This is a genomic window from Lactobacillus johnsonii ATCC 33200 (genome assembly GCF_000159355.1).
Taxonomy (GTDB): Bacteria; Bacillota; Bacilli; order Lactobacillales; family Lactobacillaceae; genus Lactobacillus; species Lactobacillus johnsonii.
In genome coordinates, this window is record NZ_GG670120.1 from 598,548 (window position 1) to 618,952 (window position 20,405).

General features: G+C 34.0%; 13 protein-coding genes and 1 other RNA gene. 2 read left to right on the forward strand and 12 right to left on the reverse strand.

From position 1 onward, the window contains the following. Positions 1 to 46 precede the first annotated feature (46 nt). From HMPREF0528_RS02855 to HMPREF0528_RS02870, 5 genes are all read right to left on the reverse strand, one after another. Complete coding sequence (locus HMPREF0528_RS02855) at positions 47 to 1,279, reverse strand: metallophosphoesterase (protein WP_004894876.1); 1,233 nt, start codon at positions 1,277 to 1,279, stop codon at positions 47 to 49. Between the two features lie 5 nt (positions 1,280 to 1,284). Then, the gene (locus HMPREF0528_RS02860) at positions 1,285 to 2,409 is read right to left on the reverse strand and encodes a THUMP domain-containing class I SAM-dependent RNA methyltransferase (protein ID WP_004894878.1); all 1,125 of its coding nucleotides are present in this window, start codon (positions 2,407 to 2,409) and stop codon (positions 1,285 to 1,287) included. 74 nt (positions 2,410 to 2,483) lie between these two features. Further along, positions 2,484 to 2,850: RNase P RNA component class B (gene rnpB / locus HMPREF0528_RS09010), an RNA gene on the reverse strand. A gap of 24 nt (positions 2,851 to 2,874) precedes the next feature. Further along, positions 2,875 to 3,312, reverse strand: a complete 438-nt coding sequence (locus HMPREF0528_RS02865) for a DivIVA domain-containing protein (RefSeq protein ID WP_004894880.1) — start codon at positions 3,310 to 3,312, stop codon at positions 2,875 to 2,877. Positions 3,313 to 3,516: 204 nt separating this feature from the next. Further along, complete coding sequence (locus HMPREF0528_RS02870; protein WP_004894882.1) at positions 3,517 to 4,080, reverse strand: SLOG family protein; 564 nt, start codon at positions 4,078 to 4,080, stop codon at positions 3,517 to 3,519. A 67-nt stretch (positions 4,081 to 4,147) separates the two neighbouring features. Between HMPREF0528_RS02870 and recU the strand changes: the two genes are divergently transcribed. Together recU and HMPREF0528_RS02880 are read left to right on the forward strand one after the other, a co-directional pair. Continuing rightward, the gene (gene recU, locus HMPREF0528_RS02875; protein ID WP_004894883.1) at positions 4,148 to 4,759 is read left to right on the forward strand and encodes a Holliday junction resolvase RecU; all 612 of its coding nucleotides are present in this window, start codon (positions 4,148 to 4,150) and stop codon (positions 4,757 to 4,759) included. 10 nt (positions 4,760 to 4,769) lie between these two features. After that, complete coding sequence (locus tag HMPREF0528_RS02880; protein ID WP_004894886.1) at positions 4,770 to 7,157, forward strand: PBP1A family penicillin-binding protein; 2,388 nt, start codon at positions 4,770 to 4,772, stop codon at positions 7,155 to 7,157. A 71-nt stretch (positions 7,158 to 7,228) separates the two neighbouring features. Here HMPREF0528_RS02880 and nth read toward each other — a convergent pair whose 3' ends face one another. From nth to HMPREF0528_RS02915, 7 genes are all read right to left on the reverse strand, one after another. Beyond that, a complete protein-coding gene (gene nth / locus HMPREF0528_RS02885) occupies positions 7,229 to 7,858 on the reverse strand; it encodes an endonuclease III (RefSeq protein WP_004894888.1) in 630 nt (209 codons plus the stop codon). Between the two features lie 9 nt (positions 7,859 to 7,867). After that, positions 7,868 to 8,512 carry a DnaD domain protein gene (locus HMPREF0528_RS02890; RefSeq protein ID WP_004894892.1) on the reverse strand — a complete coding sequence of 215 codons (645 nt, stop codon included), beginning with the start codon at positions 8,510 to 8,512 and terminating at the stop codon, positions 7,868 to 7,870. A gap of 71 nt (positions 8,513 to 8,583) precedes the next feature. Beyond that, complete coding sequence (gene asnS / locus HMPREF0528_RS02895; protein ID WP_004894894.1) at positions 8,584 to 9,882, reverse strand: asparagine--tRNA ligase; 1,299 nt, start codon at positions 9,880 to 9,882, stop codon at positions 8,584 to 8,586. A gap of 68 nt (positions 9,883 to 9,950) precedes the next feature. After that, a complete protein-coding gene (locus HMPREF0528_RS02900; RefSeq protein ID WP_004894897.1) occupies positions 9,951 to 10,445 on the reverse strand; it encodes a hypothetical protein in 495 nt (164 codons plus the stop codon). Further along, positions 10,438 to 13,254 (reverse strand): helicase C-terminal domain-containing protein, encoded by a 2,817-nt coding sequence (locus HMPREF0528_RS02905; protein WP_004894898.1) that lies wholly within the window; start codon positions 13,252 to 13,254, stop codon positions 10,438 to 10,440. Before HMPREF0528_RS02905 ends, HMPREF0528_RS02900 begins: the two co-directional genes overlap by 8 nt. A 24-nt stretch (positions 13,255 to 13,278) precedes the next feature. Then, entirely contained in the window at positions 13,279 to 16,893 is a 3,615-nt protein-coding gene (addA, locus tag HMPREF0528_RS02910; protein WP_004894901.1) for a helicase-exonuclease AddAB subunit AddA, read from the reverse strand. Beyond that, a complete protein-coding gene (locus HMPREF0528_RS02915; protein WP_004894902.1) occupies positions 16,894 to 20,370 on the reverse strand; it encodes a PD-(D/E)XK nuclease family protein in 3,477 nt (1,158 codons plus the stop codon). Positions 20,371 to 20,405 lie beyond the last annotated feature (35 nt).

Sequence of the window (20,405 nt, forward strand, 5' to 3'; positions counted from 1 at the left end):
AACTCTGAAAATTGCCACTAGGAGCAGTTATCAGAGTTTTTTATCTTTAGTATTTAATTTTTACATGTAAGTTATCATGATTTGACATATCGTATAACGTTTGTAAATACAATTCATAATGTGGGTTGTCCGCAATTAAACGTTGATAAATTGGTGACTTTTTAAGTTTTTGCAATTCTTCACTTTCAATATGATTCTTTCCAGTAAAAAAATGATAATTCATTTCGCCGAAAAGACGTCCCATTTTTCTGACAGTATCTAGATCATCATGATTTTGATAAAGATCTTTCTGCATTAATTCTGCCGAAATAGTTCCTAGTTGAATATTTTTTAAATAATCATGAAAGTGAGTTAAAGTCCAGTTTTGTTTTTCTTTGTCAGTTAAATAGTCCTTCATCTTAAAATGATAACAAGTATAACTAACTTCTTTCGGCGAAACCTTAACTACCCCATAGCCTTGATCATTGGAGCAAAAACTAGCAGTTACAACTTCGGTAGCTGGACAAGGATCTTGCGGCAACATAATATTCTGAGCATGAATATGACCAGAGAAAACTAATTTCACATTATATTGAGCTAATAACTTACGCAGTTCACGATAATCATCAACAACATATCCTTTGTTTACAGCTGGATTATGGGCATAGAGGTTATGATGCATACAAAAAATCACTTGAAGATTATTCTCACTAGCATATTGAAGTTGTGCCTTAATCCAGCGTCGTTGTTCTCTTCCTAAAAAGCCAGCTGTCGCAGGGGCAGTAGTAGATTCTTCTTTACCGTAGTCATTAGAATCAGCTAAAATCAACAAATAATTCGGATTAAGCTGAACACTATAAGCTAAAGATTTATCATCGACACTAACTGCATTTTTATAGGATGTTTTAAAAATATTACGCCACATTCTAGGACTAATTTGACCAGCGTAGTATTGTTTCTTTCCGCGGAATTCTCTGGCCCAGCCATCATAAATATCATGATTTCCAGGAAGAACTAAAAGCTGTGTTTCTTCTAAAGGTTTAAAAATCTCAGCGAATTTTTCTGCTGACACTCTCTCACCATTAAAAGTTACATCCCCCGTAACAATGATTGCAGCCGGTTTCTTTTTTTGCGCCATTCTTACAAATGCGCTTAAAGCAGTTTCTTGATAGTATAGATCTTTACCCTGACTAGTTTTTTGCATCTGTGAAAAAGCCTGTCCATGATCATGTAAGCTATCTGCAATTAAATGAGTATCACTAATAACCCAAAAACTAGTCTTCTTATCTTGCGTTAACATAATTGTTATCTCTTATTAGCCCAATATTGATAATAGTCGGTTCGTAAATTACCATTATAGAATTTTCTCTTCTTAGTGGCCTTTGCACCAAAGTATTTTTCAAATTGAGGATCAGATGTAAGGTAGTACTGACTAAAAGAAGTAAGAGGACGCAATGTTTGTCCCATTTCTTCATAGATCTTTTCAGCTGCTTCTCGATCCTTAAGCCGTTTACCATAAGGAGGATTTGCAACAATAACTCCATTTTCTAAATCAGTTGAAAAGTCTTTTACAGCGACTTGCTTAAATTTTATATCTTGCAGTACTCCTGCATTATGAGCATTCACTTTAGCAATTTCTAAAATTGATTGATCAATATCGCTCGCTAAGATTGTAGCATGCTCCTTTTTTTCTTGTGCTTTAGCTTCTTCTACTAATTCGGGATGTAATTTCTTATCAAACCAATCAAAATTATCAAATGCAAATTTTCTCCAAATACCGGGAGCTACATTCTTTGCCCTAAGGGCAGCTTCAATTGCAATTGTTCCTGATCCAGTCATAGGGTCAATAAAGGGATGAGAACCATCAAAAGGAGTTAGTTCAATTAAACCTGCTGCAAAATTTTCTTTTAAAGGAGCTCCACCATGCTCGACACGATAGCCACGTTTAAATAAACTTTGACCAGTAGTATCTAAGCTTAAACGTGCAGTGTCTTTGTGGAGATGGATGTCTAGCGGATACTCGGCTCCGCTTTCTGGTAAAAATCCACGTCTTCGATATTGATCGGTCAACTTATCTACAATAGCCTTTTTTACAATTGATTGAACATCAGGTTCAGAATGTAACTTACTACGGACGCTTCTTCCCTTTACAGGAAATTGAGCATCTACCGGTAATAATTCTGCCCAATCATAGCTATAAACTTCATCATATAATTGGTCAAAACTGGTGGCCTTAAATTCTTTTAGTAAGATCTTTACGCGGTCAGCACTTCTAAGCCATAGATTAGTTCTTACAATGTCTTTTTGGGTTCCTTTAAAAAATACACGGCCATTTTCAGTTGTTGTTTCATAACCTAAATTGTTTAATTCTTTTGCAACTACACTTTCAAATCCAGCGCCCATTGTTGCATATAATTTATATTCTTTCATTTTATATTTTCTCTATCTATATAAATTTTTCTATAAAAAAAGGCTGAGCCAAAGCTCAACCCTAACCTACAAATCTCTATAAGCCACGTTCTGTTCCAATAGGATTTGGTTAATTCCTATTTTCAGCGACCATCTATCTTCATTAAAAATGACCTCGTCTTTAGTTCATTTACTTAGACGAAAGCGCCCCTACCAAATTTGGGTTGCCCGCTTGCAGGGTTTACCTCGTTCCACCAGCAAAGTTTCCTTCACTGCTTCGTCACTGTGGCACTTTTCAGGATAGTCACACATGTCAAAAATGATTTAGTGCTTTTTCCGCCGTAACTTGTAAAAACAAGTTCCCCAGCTTATTGGGCTGAGTACAAAAACTACAAGCATCTCAGCTTGTGCGTGCGTGGACTTTCCTCAGCTAGCATAAGCTAACCGCGATCGCTCGAAATTTGCAATAACTATTATACCATAGTTTTAATTAGCTTGGTAAGTTCTATCTTGTTGATTCATTCTTTGTTCAAGGTTGTAAACTTTACGCTCTAAAGTAGAAATACGTTGAATCATAGCAACATTAGTAGTTAATTCCGGTGCTTCTTTGTCTTCATTAAGATTACTTATAGCAGCTTTTTGTACTTTCTGAGGAGTATAAGTCTTAACATCATCCTCAATTTCTTCATTCTTAAAATCTAACTTAGGTGCAGTGCTTTTAGACGTTTGCTGTTTTTGTTGAGCTTTTAAATCACTGATTTGTGTTTGCAAATCTTCAATAATAGTCGCAAAAGTACTGTAGTCTGAAATAATTGTATCAAGATATGAATCTACTTCATCAGAATCATATCCCTTCATTTTTGTTCTAAATTGCTTTTTTAAAATACTTTGTGGATTTAATTGAATATCATTTAAACTTGCCATTGGTTTCGTCAAACTCCTTAGTTACAGACTAATGTCTGTTTTAATTTAGGCGATAAAATGTTAGCTAGTTGATAGCTTAATGGCACTCATTCTATCGTATACAACTAGTATAAGTTATAAGTATCCTTCAAGCAATAATAGGAATACTATCTAAACAAAATCTTATTGTCTTAGGTATATAAAAAATGAAGAGCAAATTTATTTTCAATAAAAATTCTTTTGATGATTTTCTTCATATTCCTCTGCTGCTTCTTGTAAGTCATAAAAATCAATTATATCCAGTGGATAGTCACTTTTTTCTTGATACTTTTTAATAGCTTCATAATCATATTTTGGCTTACCTGAATGTTCAGGATCATAAAGTAAAAGAGCGCGATCTGTGTGTTCTAACATAAAATTTTGATAGTTTTTAAGCTGCACTGGCCTCATGTAAGGATAGTCAGAAGTAGAAGCTGTAAAATCAACCTGATCAGTAAGGTTTTGATACTTCATTTGATTACTATCATTCCATCTTTTTGAAAATTCTAAATAAGGTGTCATCAAAGCTGTATGAACACTATAGTCATTCTGCAGACTAATTGCTGTTTCTAGGCCCCATTGTTCGGTTCCAAGGTTTGCTCCACTAATTACCCAGTCAATCTTTCCTTCTTCAAGTAAACTCTTTAGAGAATTGCTTAGAGCATACTTAATTATGGCCAACTTCGGATCTTTATCGCTAAAAACTCCCAATTCATAAGAACGATATCCGGTAACCCATAGTCGCTTCATTCTGATCCTTCCTTTCTCTAAAAATGATTTAAAATCTTTGCTATAATGCTAAACAGGAGTGATGTTGATGGTAAAATATCCAACAGGCAGTTTAACACATTATACTAAAGATCAAACTGACCTTTTACATCCAAGAAAGCAAAAACATCGTAAAGATGTTGTATTTTCTGATCGTGGAATGAGCCTAGAACAACAAATCAATGAGTCTAATAAGTATTATCTTCTTGAAGATATTGCCGTTGTTCATAAAAAGCCAACTCCAGTCCAGATTGTTAAAGTAGACTATCCTAAACGATCCCGTGCAGTTATAAAAGAAGCCTACTTCAGGCAAGCTTCTACAACTGACTATAATGGCGTATATCAAGGACGCTATTTGGACTTTGAAGCTAAGGAAACGAGAAATAAGAGCTTATTTCCTTTAAAGAACTTCCATGAACACCAAATTATTCATCTTGAAAGATGTTTAAAGCAAAAAGGAATTTGCTTTACGATTATTCGCTTTGTAACTCTTAATCGATATTTTGTAACTCCTGCTAGTTTTGTGATTGAAGCTTGGAAGACACCACATAAGAGTTCAATGACCTTGCAAGAGTTAATTGATAATTCAATTGAGATTAAAAGTGGATTTCGCCCAACTCTCCCATACTTGGATGCAATCGATAATTTTATAGATAGATAGGAACAAAAGAATGGCAGATAATAATCAAAGGCCAAGTAATTCTAGAATGGCTAAGCTTCACCCAAAAGGTAAGCCTCGTAAACGAATTTGGCTACAAATAATCAAGTGGTTCTTTATCGTAGCAATGTTAGTAGTTGTTTCTGGAGTGGGTTTATTTGCATACTATGCTAAAGACGCTCCAAGCATCTCCCAGGCTCAACTTCAAAGTGGTGGTACAAGTAGTCTGTATACTCGTGATGGAAAATTTCTTCTTTCTCTAGGGTCAGAAAAAAGAACCTATGTTGATAATAATGAAATCCCTAAAGAACTTAAAAATGCCATTGTCTCTGTTGAAGATAGGCGTTTTTATAAAAAAGGCATTGGACTCGATCCAATTAGAATTATTGGGTCTGTCTTAGTTAATGCTAAAAGTAAAGGCGTAGCTGCTGGTGGATCAACTATTACTCAACAATTAGTTAAGTTATCGGTCTTCTCCACTGCCGCTTCTCAAAGAACCCTTCGTAGAAAAGCTCAAGAAGCATGGCTTTCAATGAAGGTAGAAAGAGAATTTAGCAAAGAACAAATCTTGGAATTTTATATTAATAAAGTTTATATGAACTATGGTAACTATGGGATGGGTACAGCAGCTGACTATTACTATGGTAAAGATCTAAAAGATCTTGATTTAGCTCAGACTGCTCTACTTGCTGGGATGCCGAATGCCCCGGTTACATATGATCCATATGTTTATCCAGAAAAAGCAAAATATAGACGAGATATTGTATTAAAAGCAATGCTCAGAAACGATAAAATTTCAAAAGCCCAATATAAACAAGCAGTTAATGAGCCAATTACCCAAGGCTTGCAGCCTAAGAAGAGTAAATCTACTTCTGAATTACGAAAAGTAGATGATCCATACATCAAAGAAGTAATTAATGAAGTTAAGAGTAAGGGCTTTAATCCATACAACGATAATTTGAAGATTACGGTTAATATTGATCAAGATGCTCAACAAAAGCTTTATGACTTAGTAAATGATGGTTCTGTTCCATTTACTAATGATAAGATGCAAGTTGGAGCTACAATTATTGATCCTCGAACTGGCCATGTTATTGCCATTATTGGTGGCCGTAAACTTCCTGCAGTTCAATTAGGTTTAAATCGTGCTGTTCAAACTGGTCGTTCAACTGGTTCTACTGTTAAGCCTGTATTAGATTATGGTCCTGCAATTGAGTATCTTAACTGGCCAACTTCTCATATGTTAGATGACTCTAAATATGTTTACCCTGGTACTAACATTCAACTTTATGACTGGGATAATAAATATGAGGGTAAAATGACTATGCGTCACGCTCTCGAACAGTCTAGAAATGTTCCAGCTGTTAAAACTTTAAGCAAGGTTGGAGTTGCAAGAGCTTCCCTTTTTGCAAGAAAGCTTGGGGTTAATGTTCCTTCTGATTCCGGCCTTTCAGTTGCAATTGGTGCTAATGCCTCCTCTCTTCAAATGGCAGGCGCATTTGGTGCATTTGCTAATGACGGTATTTACCACAAACCACAATTTGTTTCTAAGATTGAAACTCCAGATGGCTTGACTAGAAACTACGATAGTACTGGTACAAGAGTAATGAAGGAATCAACTGCCTACATTATGACTGATATGCTTAAAGGTGTTTTGACTAAGGGGTCAGGTACACAGGCACGCATTAGAAACTTATATGAAGCTGGTAAAACAGGAACAGTTAAATATTCTGATGAAGAGTTAGTAAGATATCCTCAATACAAAAATTCACCAAAAGATTCTTGGTTTATTGGTTATACCAAACTCTATTCAATGGGAATTTGGACAGGGTATGATAATCTTAAAGATGGTACTCCTTCAGGTGTTGGCTCATCGTCTGCTCAACTTCTATATAAGCAAATGATGTCATATTTAATGAGTGATAAAGCTAATAAAGACTGGTCAAAACCAAGCACAGTTGTTAGACGCAGAATTGCTAATGGTACCCAAGATAAAGTCGTTTCTCCGAATGCAAGTAATTCTAGCTGGCAACTATTTGTTAAAGGTCACGCACCAAGTAATCCGTATAGTGATGTGACTGTTGATAGACGAAAAGAGGAAGACGACGATATTGATACACGAGTTGATACAGAAGATGATACTTCTTCTAAGGGACAATCTCGTTCCCAAAGCAGTAGTTCTTCATCATCGAGTCGTGCTGAACAATCTTCAAGTCAAAGACAATCTTCTTCTACTTCTAACAACAACTCCAATACTCAAACTCAAAATAATAATCGCCAGACTGAAAAACAACCAGAAAATAATAACAATAATTCACAACAGAATCAGAATACAAATAATCAGGGTAACAATCAAAATCAACAACAAAATCAGGGAAATAACTCCAATAATAATCAATAATTGAAATTAAACTAAAATAAAAGATCCCAAAGTCGTTTTAATGACTTTTGGGATCTTTTTTATATTATTTATTAGTTTAACGGTGGTAAGAAAGAATATGGATCTTGATTTTTAGTCCGAGCGGGCATTGTATATCTGCCGAATAAAATCATAGCATGATGAGTATGAATCCATTCTTCTTTTGGAAGCAATTCTTCAAGCCGCTTCTCTACTTCATGAGGAGTCGCTTTTGCACTAACGATATTAAATCTTTTAGAAATACGAGATACATGTGTATCTACTGCAATTGCTGGTACTTTGAAGCCTTCTGCTAAAACAACATTAGCTGTCTTTTCCCCCACGCCAGGTAAGGTCATCAAAATCTTTTTGTCTTTCGGAATCTGACCATCAAATTTTTCGGTAATAATTTGTGCTATCTCTTTTAAATGCTTAGCTTTTGTACGATATAAACCGATTGTACGAATGTGATTTTCAATATCTTCAATATTTGCTTGGGCCAAAGTGGCACTATCTGGATAGTCCTTAAAGAATTTAGGTGTAGTTCTATTAACCATTTTATCGGTGGTTTGGGCACTCATTAAAACAGCACATAATAGGTGAAACTTTGTGTCCCAATTCAATTCTCCTTTAGCATCTGGATATAAAGAAAGAATTCTTTTTAAAACCAACCGTGCTTCATCGTCTGATAATAATTCTTCCATCTTAATTACCTAGTTTCTTTGAAGAAAATTTTTAATTTGATCTAGAGTAGTAAGCCCATGGCGCTGCCAATTTAGTAGGATTCTGTCAACATATTTAAAATTATATACCTGCGCTAAAATGGCTTCTCTAAGAGCTAACTTGACTATTTCTGGGTCATAGTGATCAATATTAATCCAAGCAGCAATTTCTTGTTTTTCAATTGGGCTCAATAAACGGCCAAATTCTATCTCAAATTGCCTTACCAACTCTTGAATTGGATTTGCGGATTGTTGAGTAGATGTAGAGGATTTAAAAGTAGCTTGATCTTGATAAGATTTTTCCCTTTCATCAATAAGCGTATCTAATTTCTGATATAAATGATTTAAATCATAGAAATTAGTTATGCGGCCTTCCCTATCTCTTTTTTGCCCCAATTCAATTAAATCCTTATCAATTAAGTTTTGAATTAACTGGGAAATCTCAATCGGAGATAAATTCATTCTCTCTGATAAATTGTTATCGCTAGGGAAAAACTTTTTCTCCTGTTTGAAAGATTCTAGCTGTAATAATAGCATTGCTTCAGTTTCAGATATTTTTAAAGAGGGATAGTAACGTAAAAGACTATTAGAAATAACCGTAAAACCTTCATTTTGAATAGCCGAAAAAGACGCCATATAATTTTCCTTTCAAAAAAAGCTGAACTAAAATAGTTCAACTTTTTATATTTATGATATTAGATTATCAATTATGGTTGCATTCTGTTAATCAATCTTGGGAATGGAATAGCTTCACGAATGTGATCTAACTTACAAATCCAAGCGATTGTACGTTCAAATCCCATACCAAATCCAGAGTGAGGAACACCACCGAATTTACGCAAGTCGAGGTACCATTGGTAATCCTCTAAGTTAAGACCTGCTTCTTCAATTTGTTGTTTCAAAATTTCGTAGTTACCTTCACGTTCAGAACCACCAAAAATTTCACCATATCCTTCAGGTGCAATTACATCAGCACATAGGTATTCCTTAGGATTATCAGGATTTTTCTTCATGTAGAACGGCTTAATTGTGGTTGGGTAGTTAACGATGAAGACTGGACGATCAAATTGTTCTGAAATATACCCTTCATCAGGTGCACCAAAGTCGTCACCCCATTTAATATCACGACCAGCTTCTTGAAGCATTTTAATAGCATCATCATATGAAAGACGAGTAAAGTTACCTTCAGTAGTTGGACGTAATTTTTCAGGATCTCTACCTAAGATCTTTAATTCATATTCATTATTTTCAAGAACTTGTTTAACCATGTAAGCCAAGTATCTTTCTTGGATATCTAAAGATTCGTCTTGGTGCATCCATGCCATTTCTGGTTCCATCATCCAGAACTCTGTCATATGACGACGGCCTTTGGATTCTTCTGCTCTAAATGTTGGTCCAAAAGTAAAGATTTTTCCGTAAGCCATCGCACCAGCTTCACCATACAATTGACCAGATTGTGACAAGTAAGCATCATTGTTGAAGTAATCAACGTGGAATAATTGAGTAGTACCTTCTGGAGCAGAGTGCATAAAGATAGGAGCATCGAACTTAATGAATCCTTCTTTTTCGAAGAAATCAATAGTTGCTTTAAACATAGTATTTCTAATTTGCATAATAGCAAATGGACGCTTAGATCTTAACCATAAATGACGATTATCAAGTAAGAAATCAACACCATGTTCCTTATTACCAATTGGGTAACCTTCATTGTTAGAAACAATTTCTAAATCTGAAATTTGAATTTCATAGCCAAAGTGTGAACGCTTATCTTCGTGAACAGTACCAGTGATGTAAAAACTAGCTTCTTGACGCAAAGATTTAGCTGCTTCAAAAACTTCTTCAGAAACATCATTCTTACGAATAACACCTTGGAAAAATGCTGTTCCATCACGTAATTGTAAGAAGATAATCTTACCACTTGATCGTTTATCAGTTAACCAAACATGCATTTTAACTTCTTGGTCTACATGTTTAGAAGAATCTTTAATTGAGATTAATTCTGTCATTACTTACCAACCTTTTTAATTAAATTTAATTTTATTATACTAAAAAATCACTCTTTAGTTTAACAAATTTATAAATTGTCCGCATAGACTACTTCTTTTCCATTTCTAAAATCATAAAGAACATAGCCATAATTACCATTTTTCTTTTTATATGTTACTTCCCAAACTGGCATCCCCTTATACCAACCTAGCTGGCACTTAGGGTTATTGTGTCCAGGATGCTCATCATTAAAAGTATTTAAAATCTGTTCTTCACTTTTACCTTTATTTGCTTGATAAAGGTAAGCTTTTTTACTTTTTGGAAGATAAATGAAGTAATACTTTTTACCCTTCTTACTCATTCCTTCTAAACTATTGCTCTCAACGCTACGACTTAAATGGTAGTTCTTAGTAACTGTAGTAATTGGAGTCTTTTCAAGGGCAATCTTATTAGTTTCTTTAACTGTATCACTTGCTAGCTTAGTTGCAATATAAAATACAATACAAAGACATAGATAAATTGCTGCCAAAACCCCAACCACAATTCCAGTGATTTTAAGTCCCTTTTTTACATATTTATTCATTCTGTTTACTATTCCTTAAAATATTTAGTAGTTGTTGCTTGCTAACCTTTTTAGCACTCACAGGTAGTCCTGATAAAAACTGTTCGCCATAAGATTTATTCCAAACTCGTTGATCTAAAACTACAAAGACTCCATGATCACGCTCATTTCTGATCAAGCGCCCACAGCCCTGCCTAAATCTTAAAATTGCTCGTGGAAGTGTATCCACTTCAAAAATTTTATCAGTTCCAACTTGCTTTTTTAAACATTCTGTTCGTAATTTTACCTCGGGTTGATCTGGTGACTCAAAAGGCAAACGCGTAACAATTGCAAGATCTACTCCATTATGTTTAAAATCAATTCCTTCCCAGAAACTATTTGCTCCAAGTAAAATGGCTTTTTCAGCAATTCCGAAACGTTTAGCAATTTTTTCATTAGAACCAGTTAAGCCTTGAGCTAAAATTTCATAGTCCTTTAAAGCATTACTGTTTTCACTTAATCTGCTAAAAACATCCCGGATAACATCTAAATTAGTAAATAAAACTAACACATGCTTATAGTCTTTAATTTGAGTAAGTAAATTACTAATAAATGTTTCATATTCAGGACTGTTTGGATCCTCCGGCGCATTATTATCTGAAAGTGCATATACTTTTAAATGCTTTTCAACCTTGAAAGAAGGTTTTGCTCGATAAGTAAGTGTTTTTTTAGGATCTAAATATAGGTTTTTGATAGTGTATGAGAAGTCGTCTTGTTCTGCTAAAGTAGCAGAAATAAATAATTTTTTATCAAAGTAATGATATAACTGTTTAACTTCTTCTTCAGGATCAAGTGTTAACCAAGTTAAATTAGTAGATAATGGATCATCTTCATTGCTTATTTCTAAAACGAATCCTTCATGATCTAACTTTTTAGGGTCACTTAATTGATCAAGTAAAAGATAGTTTTGCTCTGAGTAATAATCTAACTGATCTATTTCTTCTTGAAGATCTCTTATTAAAACATCATCGCTCGTTAAAAGATTCTTTTGTTGATGATATAGCAAAAAGAGGAGTTGATTAGTCTCTTGGCGCACAATTTCAATATTATCTTGCATAAGATTTAACAAATGCTTGAAGTGCTTAATATTATTGAATAAATCCTGTCCCTGAAATCCGAGACTAATAGCATTTTGGCGCTTCTCTTCCCAACTGGTAGCAAATTTTCGATTATCATAAAGGGCTTGCTGGATCTTGTTAATAGAATGAATTAAATCATTTGTATCTTTTTCAAGTTTATCTAAGATCAATTTGAATTCTAAATTATTACCAAAACGTGCTTTAGCACTATCTTCGGCATAAAAAAGCAAGTTACGTAAGTGACTACACATCCCCCAGAAACTTTCAAATTGGAGTGAATCGTTTCTTGAACTTGCTACATTTTCAACAAAACGATGCGCCTCATCAACAACTAGGAATGGATTCTGGCCCCAAATTGAGTCCATATAGTGATTAGCTAAATAGGCATGATTAGTAATTAAAATATCAGCTTGTTCTTGTCTATTACGTGCTAAATTCCAGAAATCATATTCTGCAAAAGCTGTTCCAATTCTCGCATCTCCAGGATGTTCAATTGCTGCAAAGAGAGGTGCCTGATAGTTAGTTAACTGGAGTTCATCTAAATCACCAGTTTCTGTTTCAGTAAGCCAGATCAAAATCCCCATTTGTAAAATTAAAGTTTGCTGAATCGGATTATCAGTCTGATAAAGAGAATTGTAAAATCCATCTAAATCTAAATAATGACTGCTTGATTTAACAATTTGGGCATCTAAGTCTAAACAAGTAACCCGTAAAAGTTGTGGAATTTCCTGCCTTAGAATTTGTTCCTGTAAAACCTTAGTGGGCGTTGCTACGACTAATTTTCTCCCAGAATATAGCTCATATGCATAAGCCATTAAGTAACTAAACGTTTTTCCGCTACCATTTGGTGCTTCAACAACTAGTGAGTTATCTGAGTCACTGTAAACAAAGTCGTGGAGTCTATTAATTAGACTAACTTGTCCCCGTCTAAAGCGGAGATTCTTTTTAAATAGTTCTTTCTTTTCATCATCGCTTTGAGGAAATGATCCAGGACTTGCTACATCATTACGACGTGGAGCTATATTTTGCTTTTTCAATATTAAATGTTTTACCTGAATCAAGTCTTTAGGCAACGGTCTCTTAGTCTGCCGAGTAACTTGACCAATTTCATAAAAAATATAGTCAGTATCTCGTAGCAATCCTTTTGATAAGGAAGTCAAAGTATTGAGAGTTGCCTGAGGAAGATTTTCCAGTTTCTTAATTGCTTTTAGTAGTAATTTTGCCGTTACTAGTGCATCTGAATCAGCTCGGTGCGGATTTAAGTGTTTAATTCTCAAACGAGCTGTTAAATCTCGTAATTTATAAGATGGAAAAGTTGGAAAAACAATTTGTGCTAGTTCCACTGTATCCACTGCTTTTCCAGTTAGTGGCTCTAAGCCCGCATTTACAAGCTCATAGTTTAAAAACGGAAGATCAAAGTTTACATTATGTGCAACAAAAATTGTATTTTCTAAAATTTTTCGTATTTTTGGTGCATAGTAGCTAAAATCATGAGCCTTAGCAACATCCTCATTACTAATATGAGTTAAGTTTTCAACAGCTTGAGGGATTTCACGATGAGGATTGATTAAGAATGAATATGTTTTTACTACCTTACGCTTTTTGATGATTGCACAGCCAAATTGAATAATATGATCGCCTTGATTGCGCTGGGTGCCCGTAGTTTCAAGATCGACGACCGCAAAAACATCATCTGTAAAGGCTTTTTTCATAATAATCTCCCTTCTATTCTGTTTCTAGTCTACTGGGACCACTTTCCTTGCGTCAAGCAAAATTAAATATTTTCCAATTACCTTTTTATTTTCCGATATTTCGTTTAATGCTTGTTCATATAAACGTAGTTGCCCAGTATATTTTTGCTTAATTTTGTCTATAGCTTGTTCTTCATGAGTTTTGTCAACAAAATCAGTTTTATAGTCAAATAAAATTAAACCTTCGTCTGTTTCAAAATATCCATCAATTGTTCCGTGAACTAGAATTTTAGCTGCTGAGTCAGAAAAATCATTAAACAGTTCACTAGCATTCACTAAGCTTGAGAATTGACTTTCTCTATGTAATTTTTCTGGTTTTTGCCAAAATTCTGCTGCAAATTCACTCATTACAAACCAATTTAAAGCTTCTTTTGATAAGTGTGGCACCATCAATGGGTTTAACTTACCTAATTCTACAAGCTCTTCAATTTCTTGTTCTAAATTTAACTCAGTTTTATCACCCTGATAATCATAATATTGTAAAACTAGGTGCATCGCTGTTCCGATCTCTGCCCCAGTAAATTTTTGTTTTTCTAAAAATACGGGAGTCTCATCAATCGGTTGTAAATATCGATTACTTGAAGAAATAAGACGTGAATTCTCAAGTTCAGTATCCATAGGATCATTGAATACTTTTTTAATTTCAGAAACAGACTGATAGGCTGTAGTCTTAGTGGCATCCGCAAATGGATATTCAAAATTATAAAGGGTTTTAACTACATCATTCATTTTGGAACTTAATTTTTGAGTATCGTCTTTTTGTTCATCCTTTTCTTCTATATCTGACTGCACAGCAAACTTTAAGTAATATATCTTATCTTGCTCTTCTAAAGCTAAGGTCATGTCTTCAATCGTTTGATCAAATTCATGCTTTTGTTCTAGCTTAGGTCCTAGAAAATCTAGTGGAGACTGGGCATTGATTTTTCTTATTAATGGAAGGATGTTCGTTTTTTGATCAATTTCACTTTCCCATTTTTTCTGCTTAGTTTCCATCTCACTTACACTAGCAACTAAGATGAGCTTTTGTTGAGCACGTGTTAAACCAACATATAAGATTCTAGCTTCTTCTTCAAGCATTTGTTGTCTTTTTTCGACATCGGCTAAAGATTTAACTAGTGAATCAATCCGATAATCTTTTTCTTTAATTGTTAATCCTAGTCCATCTTTACTAATCGTAAAATTACCACTTAAATCACGTGTCTGATACTTGTGACCTAGTCCCATGACAAACACTACTGGAAATTCGAGACCTTTAGAAGCATGGATAGTCATTAGTTTTACAGCATTATCAGCCTTATCACTTAAAAGTGGTTGTGCTAAATCCTTTTGATTTTTACGCATACGTTCGATAAAACTAATGAATTGATATAATCCTTTAAAACCAGCACTTTCGTAAGAAGTGGCTCTCTCATATAGAGATTCTAGGTTTACTCTACGCTGTTGTCCATTAGGCAAGCCAGTCACAATTTCTAACAGGTGAGTTCTTTCGTAAATACTCCAAATTAACTCAGAAATTCGATGGGTTGCCGCAAATGAGCGCAGAGATTCTAATTGCTGAAGGAAGTTTTTACATTTTTGACCAAGATCCGAATTGACTGATGCAAAGTTGGTTAAAGCATTATAAAAATTTCCGGATCTAGTTTTGACCCTAATTTGCACTAATTCAGGCTCTTTAAAGTTAAAAAGCGGTGAACGTAAGACTGCCACTAGAGGGATGTCCTGTTGTGGATTATCAATCAATCTCAAGTAATTCATGATCATCACTAATTCAAATGTTTGAAAATAGTTCTGAGCATCAGTTACAAATAAAGGTAAATCTGCCTTTGCAAATTCTTGCATTACTTGTAAGTTGTCACTTCTAGTACGCGTAATAATCGCAATATCAGAATATTCTAGCGGGCGTTTAAGCTGTGTTTTTCGATCCCAGACTTGAAAATTTTCTTCCTTAAGTTGCTTAATTCTGGCAATAACCATTTGAATTTCACTGAAGTCCATTTCGTCTCCAAAATTTTTTTCAAATGAAGCTTGCGTTTGTTTTTTATCCGTGAAAATATATTCACTTGCAGTAGGCAAGTCAGCAGGATAATAAGTCGCACCAAATTGTAATTGTCCTTCTTTTTTATAATCAATTCCACCAAAATTTGCAGTTAGAATTGGATTGAACAAAGAGTTAACTGTCTTAGTAACTCTTTTTGTTGACCTAAAATTATCTGATAAGATAATTTTTTCACTATCATCATTCTGTCCATAAGCATGATATTTGCTTAAAAACAAGTCAGGACGTGCTTGTCTAAAACCGTAAATAGATTGTTTTATATCTCCAACCATAAATAGGTTGTTTTGTCCTTTCTTTTTGATAGCTGCAATGATATTTTCCTGCAAAGCGTTAACATCTTGATATTCATCAATTAATATTTCATTGAATTTTTCTTGATAGTATTCTTGTGCAATATGAGCATTTGAAGTATCGGTGGTAAGAATGCTAAAAGCGAATTGCTCCATGTCACTATAGTCAATTAAATTCTGTTCTCGTTTTAATTGACCAAATCTCTTAATTAATTTTTTTTCGGTATCAACAATGGTCTTAACTATTTTTTCTGACTTTTTGAGAATATTTACCTGTTCTTTTTCTTCTACTACAAAAAAGTTAGCAAAAATCTTCTTAAGTTGATCATTTAAATCAGATTTTAGTTTTTGACTTTCTTGGTAAGTTTCAAGACTTTCCTCTGACCACTTTTTAGACTTGCGAATGTTCTTTTCAAACTTACAATTCATTAAATTAGCTCGAATTTCGTTATAAGCATGATTATCTTCTAAAGCATTCAACAATTGCTCCAAGCGGCTGGCAAAAATATCGTAGTTTTCTTTAACCTTTACTAAATCCGGATTTTCCATTTGAGGATTTTCAAATAGCTGTTTTATCTCATTTTGCAGATCCCCGATCTCTTTTACTAAAAGCGGCTTAATATGAGTCTGCCACAGGTCAGATTCAATTAAATCATCTTGAACTTGATAAGAATTGGGTAAATTATTGAGAAATTTTTCATAATTAGGCTCAGTAACTACAGTATTGTACAACTGCAATAAAAGATTTCGAGCTCCTTCCGCATCCCTGTCACCAGAAAAATTATCATAAAAATCCTGAAAATCTTGATCATTTTTTTCAAGGTACTCAATTTCTATTTCATGGAGGGCACGCTCTTTTAAAAGCTCAGCTTGGGTTTCATCCGTTAAAACACTAAATTGTGGGTCAAGATCAATTACATAATAAAAACGTCTAATTACATCTAAACAAAAAGAATCAATTGTAGATATATTAGCAGTATCCACATCAAGTAATTGGCTACGAAGAAATTGATTATTCGACTCTTTTTCAATTTGATCACTTATTTTTTGCTTGATTCGTTCCTTCATTTCACGAGCAGCAGCTTTAGTAAAAGTGATGATCAAAAGCGACGAAACTGGTGTACCAGATAAAATGCGTTTCAAAACACGTTCAACTAATACTGTGGTCTTTCCTGAACCAGCGGATGCTGAAACTAGGATATCTTTCCCATAATCGTTAATTGCTTGATTTTGTTCTTTAGTAAAATTCGTCAACTATTCTTCACCATCCAAGTCTAATTTTTCTTTTATTAGGGTCAAAAGTGTCTTTTTATCAATAGATTTAATCTTATGATAGTTATTTTCTTTAAGCATTGCATCAAAGAAGAATATATCTTTAAAGTCAGAATAAGTAAGGGATGTTTGTTGACCATAAGAATAAGGATCTAGCTCAATCTTTCCTGACAAAATCTCATTACCGGCATTTTTTATTAAGTAGGAGTTATAAGCTAATAGCAAGTCTAGTTGATCCGGAGTAAAACTCTGGTTTTGTGGCCAGCTAATATCGCCGTTTACTTTTCGTTTAACACTGGTATATAGATCAGAGACAGCACGATCTTTTTCCATTCCAGGTTCTATTAGATCCAGCATTTCTTCATCTGCAATTAGGATGCCGTTATACATCAATTTCTTAGTACTCTCTTTAGCTAAATCCTTAATTTGATAATTGCTTAAGATCATCTTTTCACTACTCAAACGTTCAAGACTACTGGTAATATTTTGATAAAATGCACCTAAAACATCTAAATCCTTACCTTGAGCAAAAAACTTGTTATTGTTTTTTAAAACTTCTAAGTAGGAAATCATCTGCATTGAAATTCCGTTTGCAAATAAACCTAGGTCAAATTTTTTTGCGGATGACTTATAATCGATCACTTCACCTAAAATTCGATCATTTACTTGAGCCAAATCAACTCGATCCATCTTTCCTCGAAGATCTACAATCTTCTTTTTATTATTATCATCTTTCCAGCTATATGAAAGACCACTTACCTTTTGATTTTTACCAAAACTTAATTCGGAATACTGCGGTCTAAAAGTCGTCTTATTTACACTGCTATGCCAGTAATGAGCTACATTAGCTGTAGTTTGATCTAACTTATGGAATAGGTATTTATTGAATGGATCATTTAAAAGCTGACGATATCTGCCCTTTTCTTTTAATTCTTCTCTTACTTCAATTAAAAGCTCGCCTAACTTCTCCTCTGTTAAATCAGCAAAGTTTAACTTCTTTTCTTTAATTCTTTTAACTAGATAATCAAAAGTTTCATGGTAGTAGTTTCCGGCCTGAATTACATCAAGTTCATTTTCAAAGCGTTTCTTCAAATGTAAGCCATAATTTAGGAAGTATTCAAAAGAATTTTGATAATAAGTTTCTAGTTGTGAAACAGAAGTTTCAATCCGATCACCGTACAGCTGTTGGGCTAGATCAGGCGAAAGATTTTGCGGTATATTCTTAAAACTGCTCCCTTCAAGCACATTTTTCGCGATTTCACCAATTTTTTCTTCCGTCATATCTAGCAGAGACTCTATATCAGTAGCTGCTTTATTCTTTAAGTAAGTCAGATAACCTAAACTTGCTTCTGGATTAGTTATAAAAGTTAAGACATCTCCATTATTCTGAGGTAAATCATGTTGGGAAAATTCATTAGCGCGGGTTAACTTTAATAGCTGCTTATAAAAAATTGAAGGCTCTAATTGTTCATTTGCAGTATTAATTACTGGATAAGAAATATAAATCTTATCACTAGCCAAGCTCAAAGCATTTCCAAATTGGTAATTTTGATCTAAGTTATTGATCTTTTGCTGATCTTCTAAGTATCCATTAGCTTCATTTCCTTCATTTAGCTGCTCTAAATTTTCAGAGCTAAAGAAACCTGGTATTTTTTCAATTTGGGGCAAGTTAGTACTAGTTGCACCAATAATGAAAACTCGTTTATATCCTTGGCCTTGAACCATACCTAATTCAGAAATGTTAACTGCATCAAGAGTAGACGGAATTTGCGAGAAATTAGCCTCGCTAAAGCCGCTGATTAACAGATCAAAAAATTGATCTACAGAAAACTTAGTTGCTACCAGTAAGTAGTCCTTTAATAAGTCAGTTAAAGTTGACCAAACTTGCTCTGGTTGCTGGGCTAATTGTAAATCACCAGTATCATTAGCTTCTTTGCGCCAACTTTCTAGACGTTTTGCAACATGATTTTTAATTAGAAAATTCCAGAAAACTGTTACTCCAGCTTGGGGATCCTCTTCTTTATCAAGTTGCTCAAAAAACTTAGTTAAAGCATCAATAAAGTACTCTCGTAGTCGATCAAGTTCTTCTACTTCTTTCTCAGATTTATCTAAGGCAATTACATCTGCATCTACAAAACTCTTTAGTGATTTAGTCCATAGCTTACCTTTGATACCATGAGCTAAGACAAAATTTTCAAGTAGGTCAACATCATTTTGATAGCGAGCAGAATTTTTGTACCAGTCAGGGATGAATAACTGGGTCTTCATTAAAGCAATTACATTATCCGTTTGAAAACCACGCTTAAAAATTTGCTGTAGATTTTCAACAGCAACTACTAGGGGATGGTATTTCATTTCTCTTTGCAAATCATTAAAGAAAGGAATCTGGTTTTGCCTTAAAATTGGAGTTAAATATGTTTCATATTCACTTAAATTAGGTGCTAAAACTAGAAAATCCTGATAGCGATAGTTATTTAAGGCTACCTGTTGGTAAATTGTTCGCGCAACAAAATAGGCTTCTGCATACCGCGAGTCTGCTTTGACTGGCTGCAAAAACTTACTTAAACGTTCATCAAACCCACTCGTTTTTGTCCAAACCCCATTTAGTAAAGAGCTAGGACTTGTTTGAGTAAGTGGATACTCTTGAGTTTGATAATCTAATTGCTGATTTTGCCAAAAATGCTCTAATTGGCCGATTGTACGTTGCACTACGTAGTCATAGTCACCTGGTTCAGCATTATTATCAATTTTGCCAATTTTTGTCTTAAAAGCTAAAGTTGTATTTTTTGCTTTTTTTGAAATTAAACGAACCGAGGTTAACTCTTGCAAAGAAAAATGTGAAAAATCAGAAAAATAAAATTCCATCGTGCTCAAGTTATTGCTTTTTGCTAAGAACTCATTAAGCAATAATTGCATTTCATCTTTGGTAGCAAATTTTTCTGATAAACGTTCAATAAACTCATCATAAATAATTCTTAAGTCATGAATTTTATAGCTGGTCTCTTCATTTAATTTTTTTTCATCAATATTGTCTAACTCAATATTGCCGGCTCGTACAGATAAAATAGCCTCATACATTTGTCTTAAGGCACCGGATGTAACTTGAGTTTGATTCTGAAATAGTTTTAATTCACCTTGATGATCTTTAACAATTTGCTCTAGTAGCATGACACTAGCGGCATCATCTAGAATTTGTGGTAGTTTAATTGCCTCATCTCTCAAGAAATACCAAGCTAACCGTGAGAAAGAAAGGATGTGCAATTTATTTACTGCAACTTGTTTTTTATTTGTTAAAACAGAGAGCTTGCTAAGTGCGCGTACTTCTGTGGTAAACTTAATATGGTTTGGCACAATAATAAAAACATCGTGTCTTTTATCTTGGTAGTATGACTTAACAGCTTGATCAATTATTTCATTTTGCAAGTTGTCTACTTGTCTACCAGTAATTACATTAATCATAAGTCTCTAGTCTCCTTAGCAAATATTTTAGCATA

Coding starts and splice junctions, on each gene's coding strand:
- HMPREF0528_RS02855 (WP_004894876.1), bottom strand. CDS start 1,279: ATGTTAACGCAAGATAAGAAGACTAGTTTTTGGGTTATTAGTGATACT.
- HMPREF0528_RS02860 (WP_004894878.1), bottom strand. CDS start 2,409: ATGAAAGAATATAAATTATATGCAACAATGGGCGCTGGATTTGAAAGT.
- HMPREF0528_RS02865 (WP_004894880.1), bottom strand. CDS start 3,312: ATGGCAAGTTTAAATGATATTCAATTAAATCCACAAAGTATTTTAAAA.
- HMPREF0528_RS02870 (WP_004894882.1), bottom strand. CDS start 4,080: ATGAAGCGACTATGGGTTACCGGATATCGTTCTTATGAATTGGGAGTT.
- recU (WP_004894883.1), top strand. CDS start 4,148: ATGGTAAAATATCCAACAGGCAGTTTAACACATTATACTAAAGATCAA.
- HMPREF0528_RS02880 (WP_004894886.1), top strand. CDS start 4,770: ATGGCAGATAATAATCAAAGGCCAAGTAATTCTAGAATGGCTAAGCTT.
- nth (WP_004894888.1), bottom strand. CDS start 7,858: ATGGAAGAATTATTATCAGACGATGAAGCACGGTTGGTTTTAAAAAGA.
- HMPREF0528_RS02890 (WP_004894892.1), bottom strand. CDS start 8,512: ATGGCGTCTTTTTCGGCTATTCAAAATGAAGGTTTTACGGTTATTTCT.
- asnS (WP_004894894.1), bottom strand. CDS start 9,882: ATGACAGAATTAATCTCAATTAAAGATTCTTCTAAACATGTAGACCAA.
- HMPREF0528_RS02900 (WP_004894897.1), bottom strand. CDS start 10,445: ATGAATAAATATGTAAAAAAGGGACTTAAAATCACTGGAATTGTGGTT.
- HMPREF0528_RS02905 (WP_004894898.1), bottom strand. CDS start 13,254: ATGAAAAAAGCCTTTACAGATGATGTTTTTGCGGTCGTCGATCTTGAA.
- HMPREF0528_RS02915 (WP_004894902.1), bottom strand. CDS start 20,370: ATGATTAATGTAATTACTGGTAGACAAGTAGACAACTTGCAAAATGAA.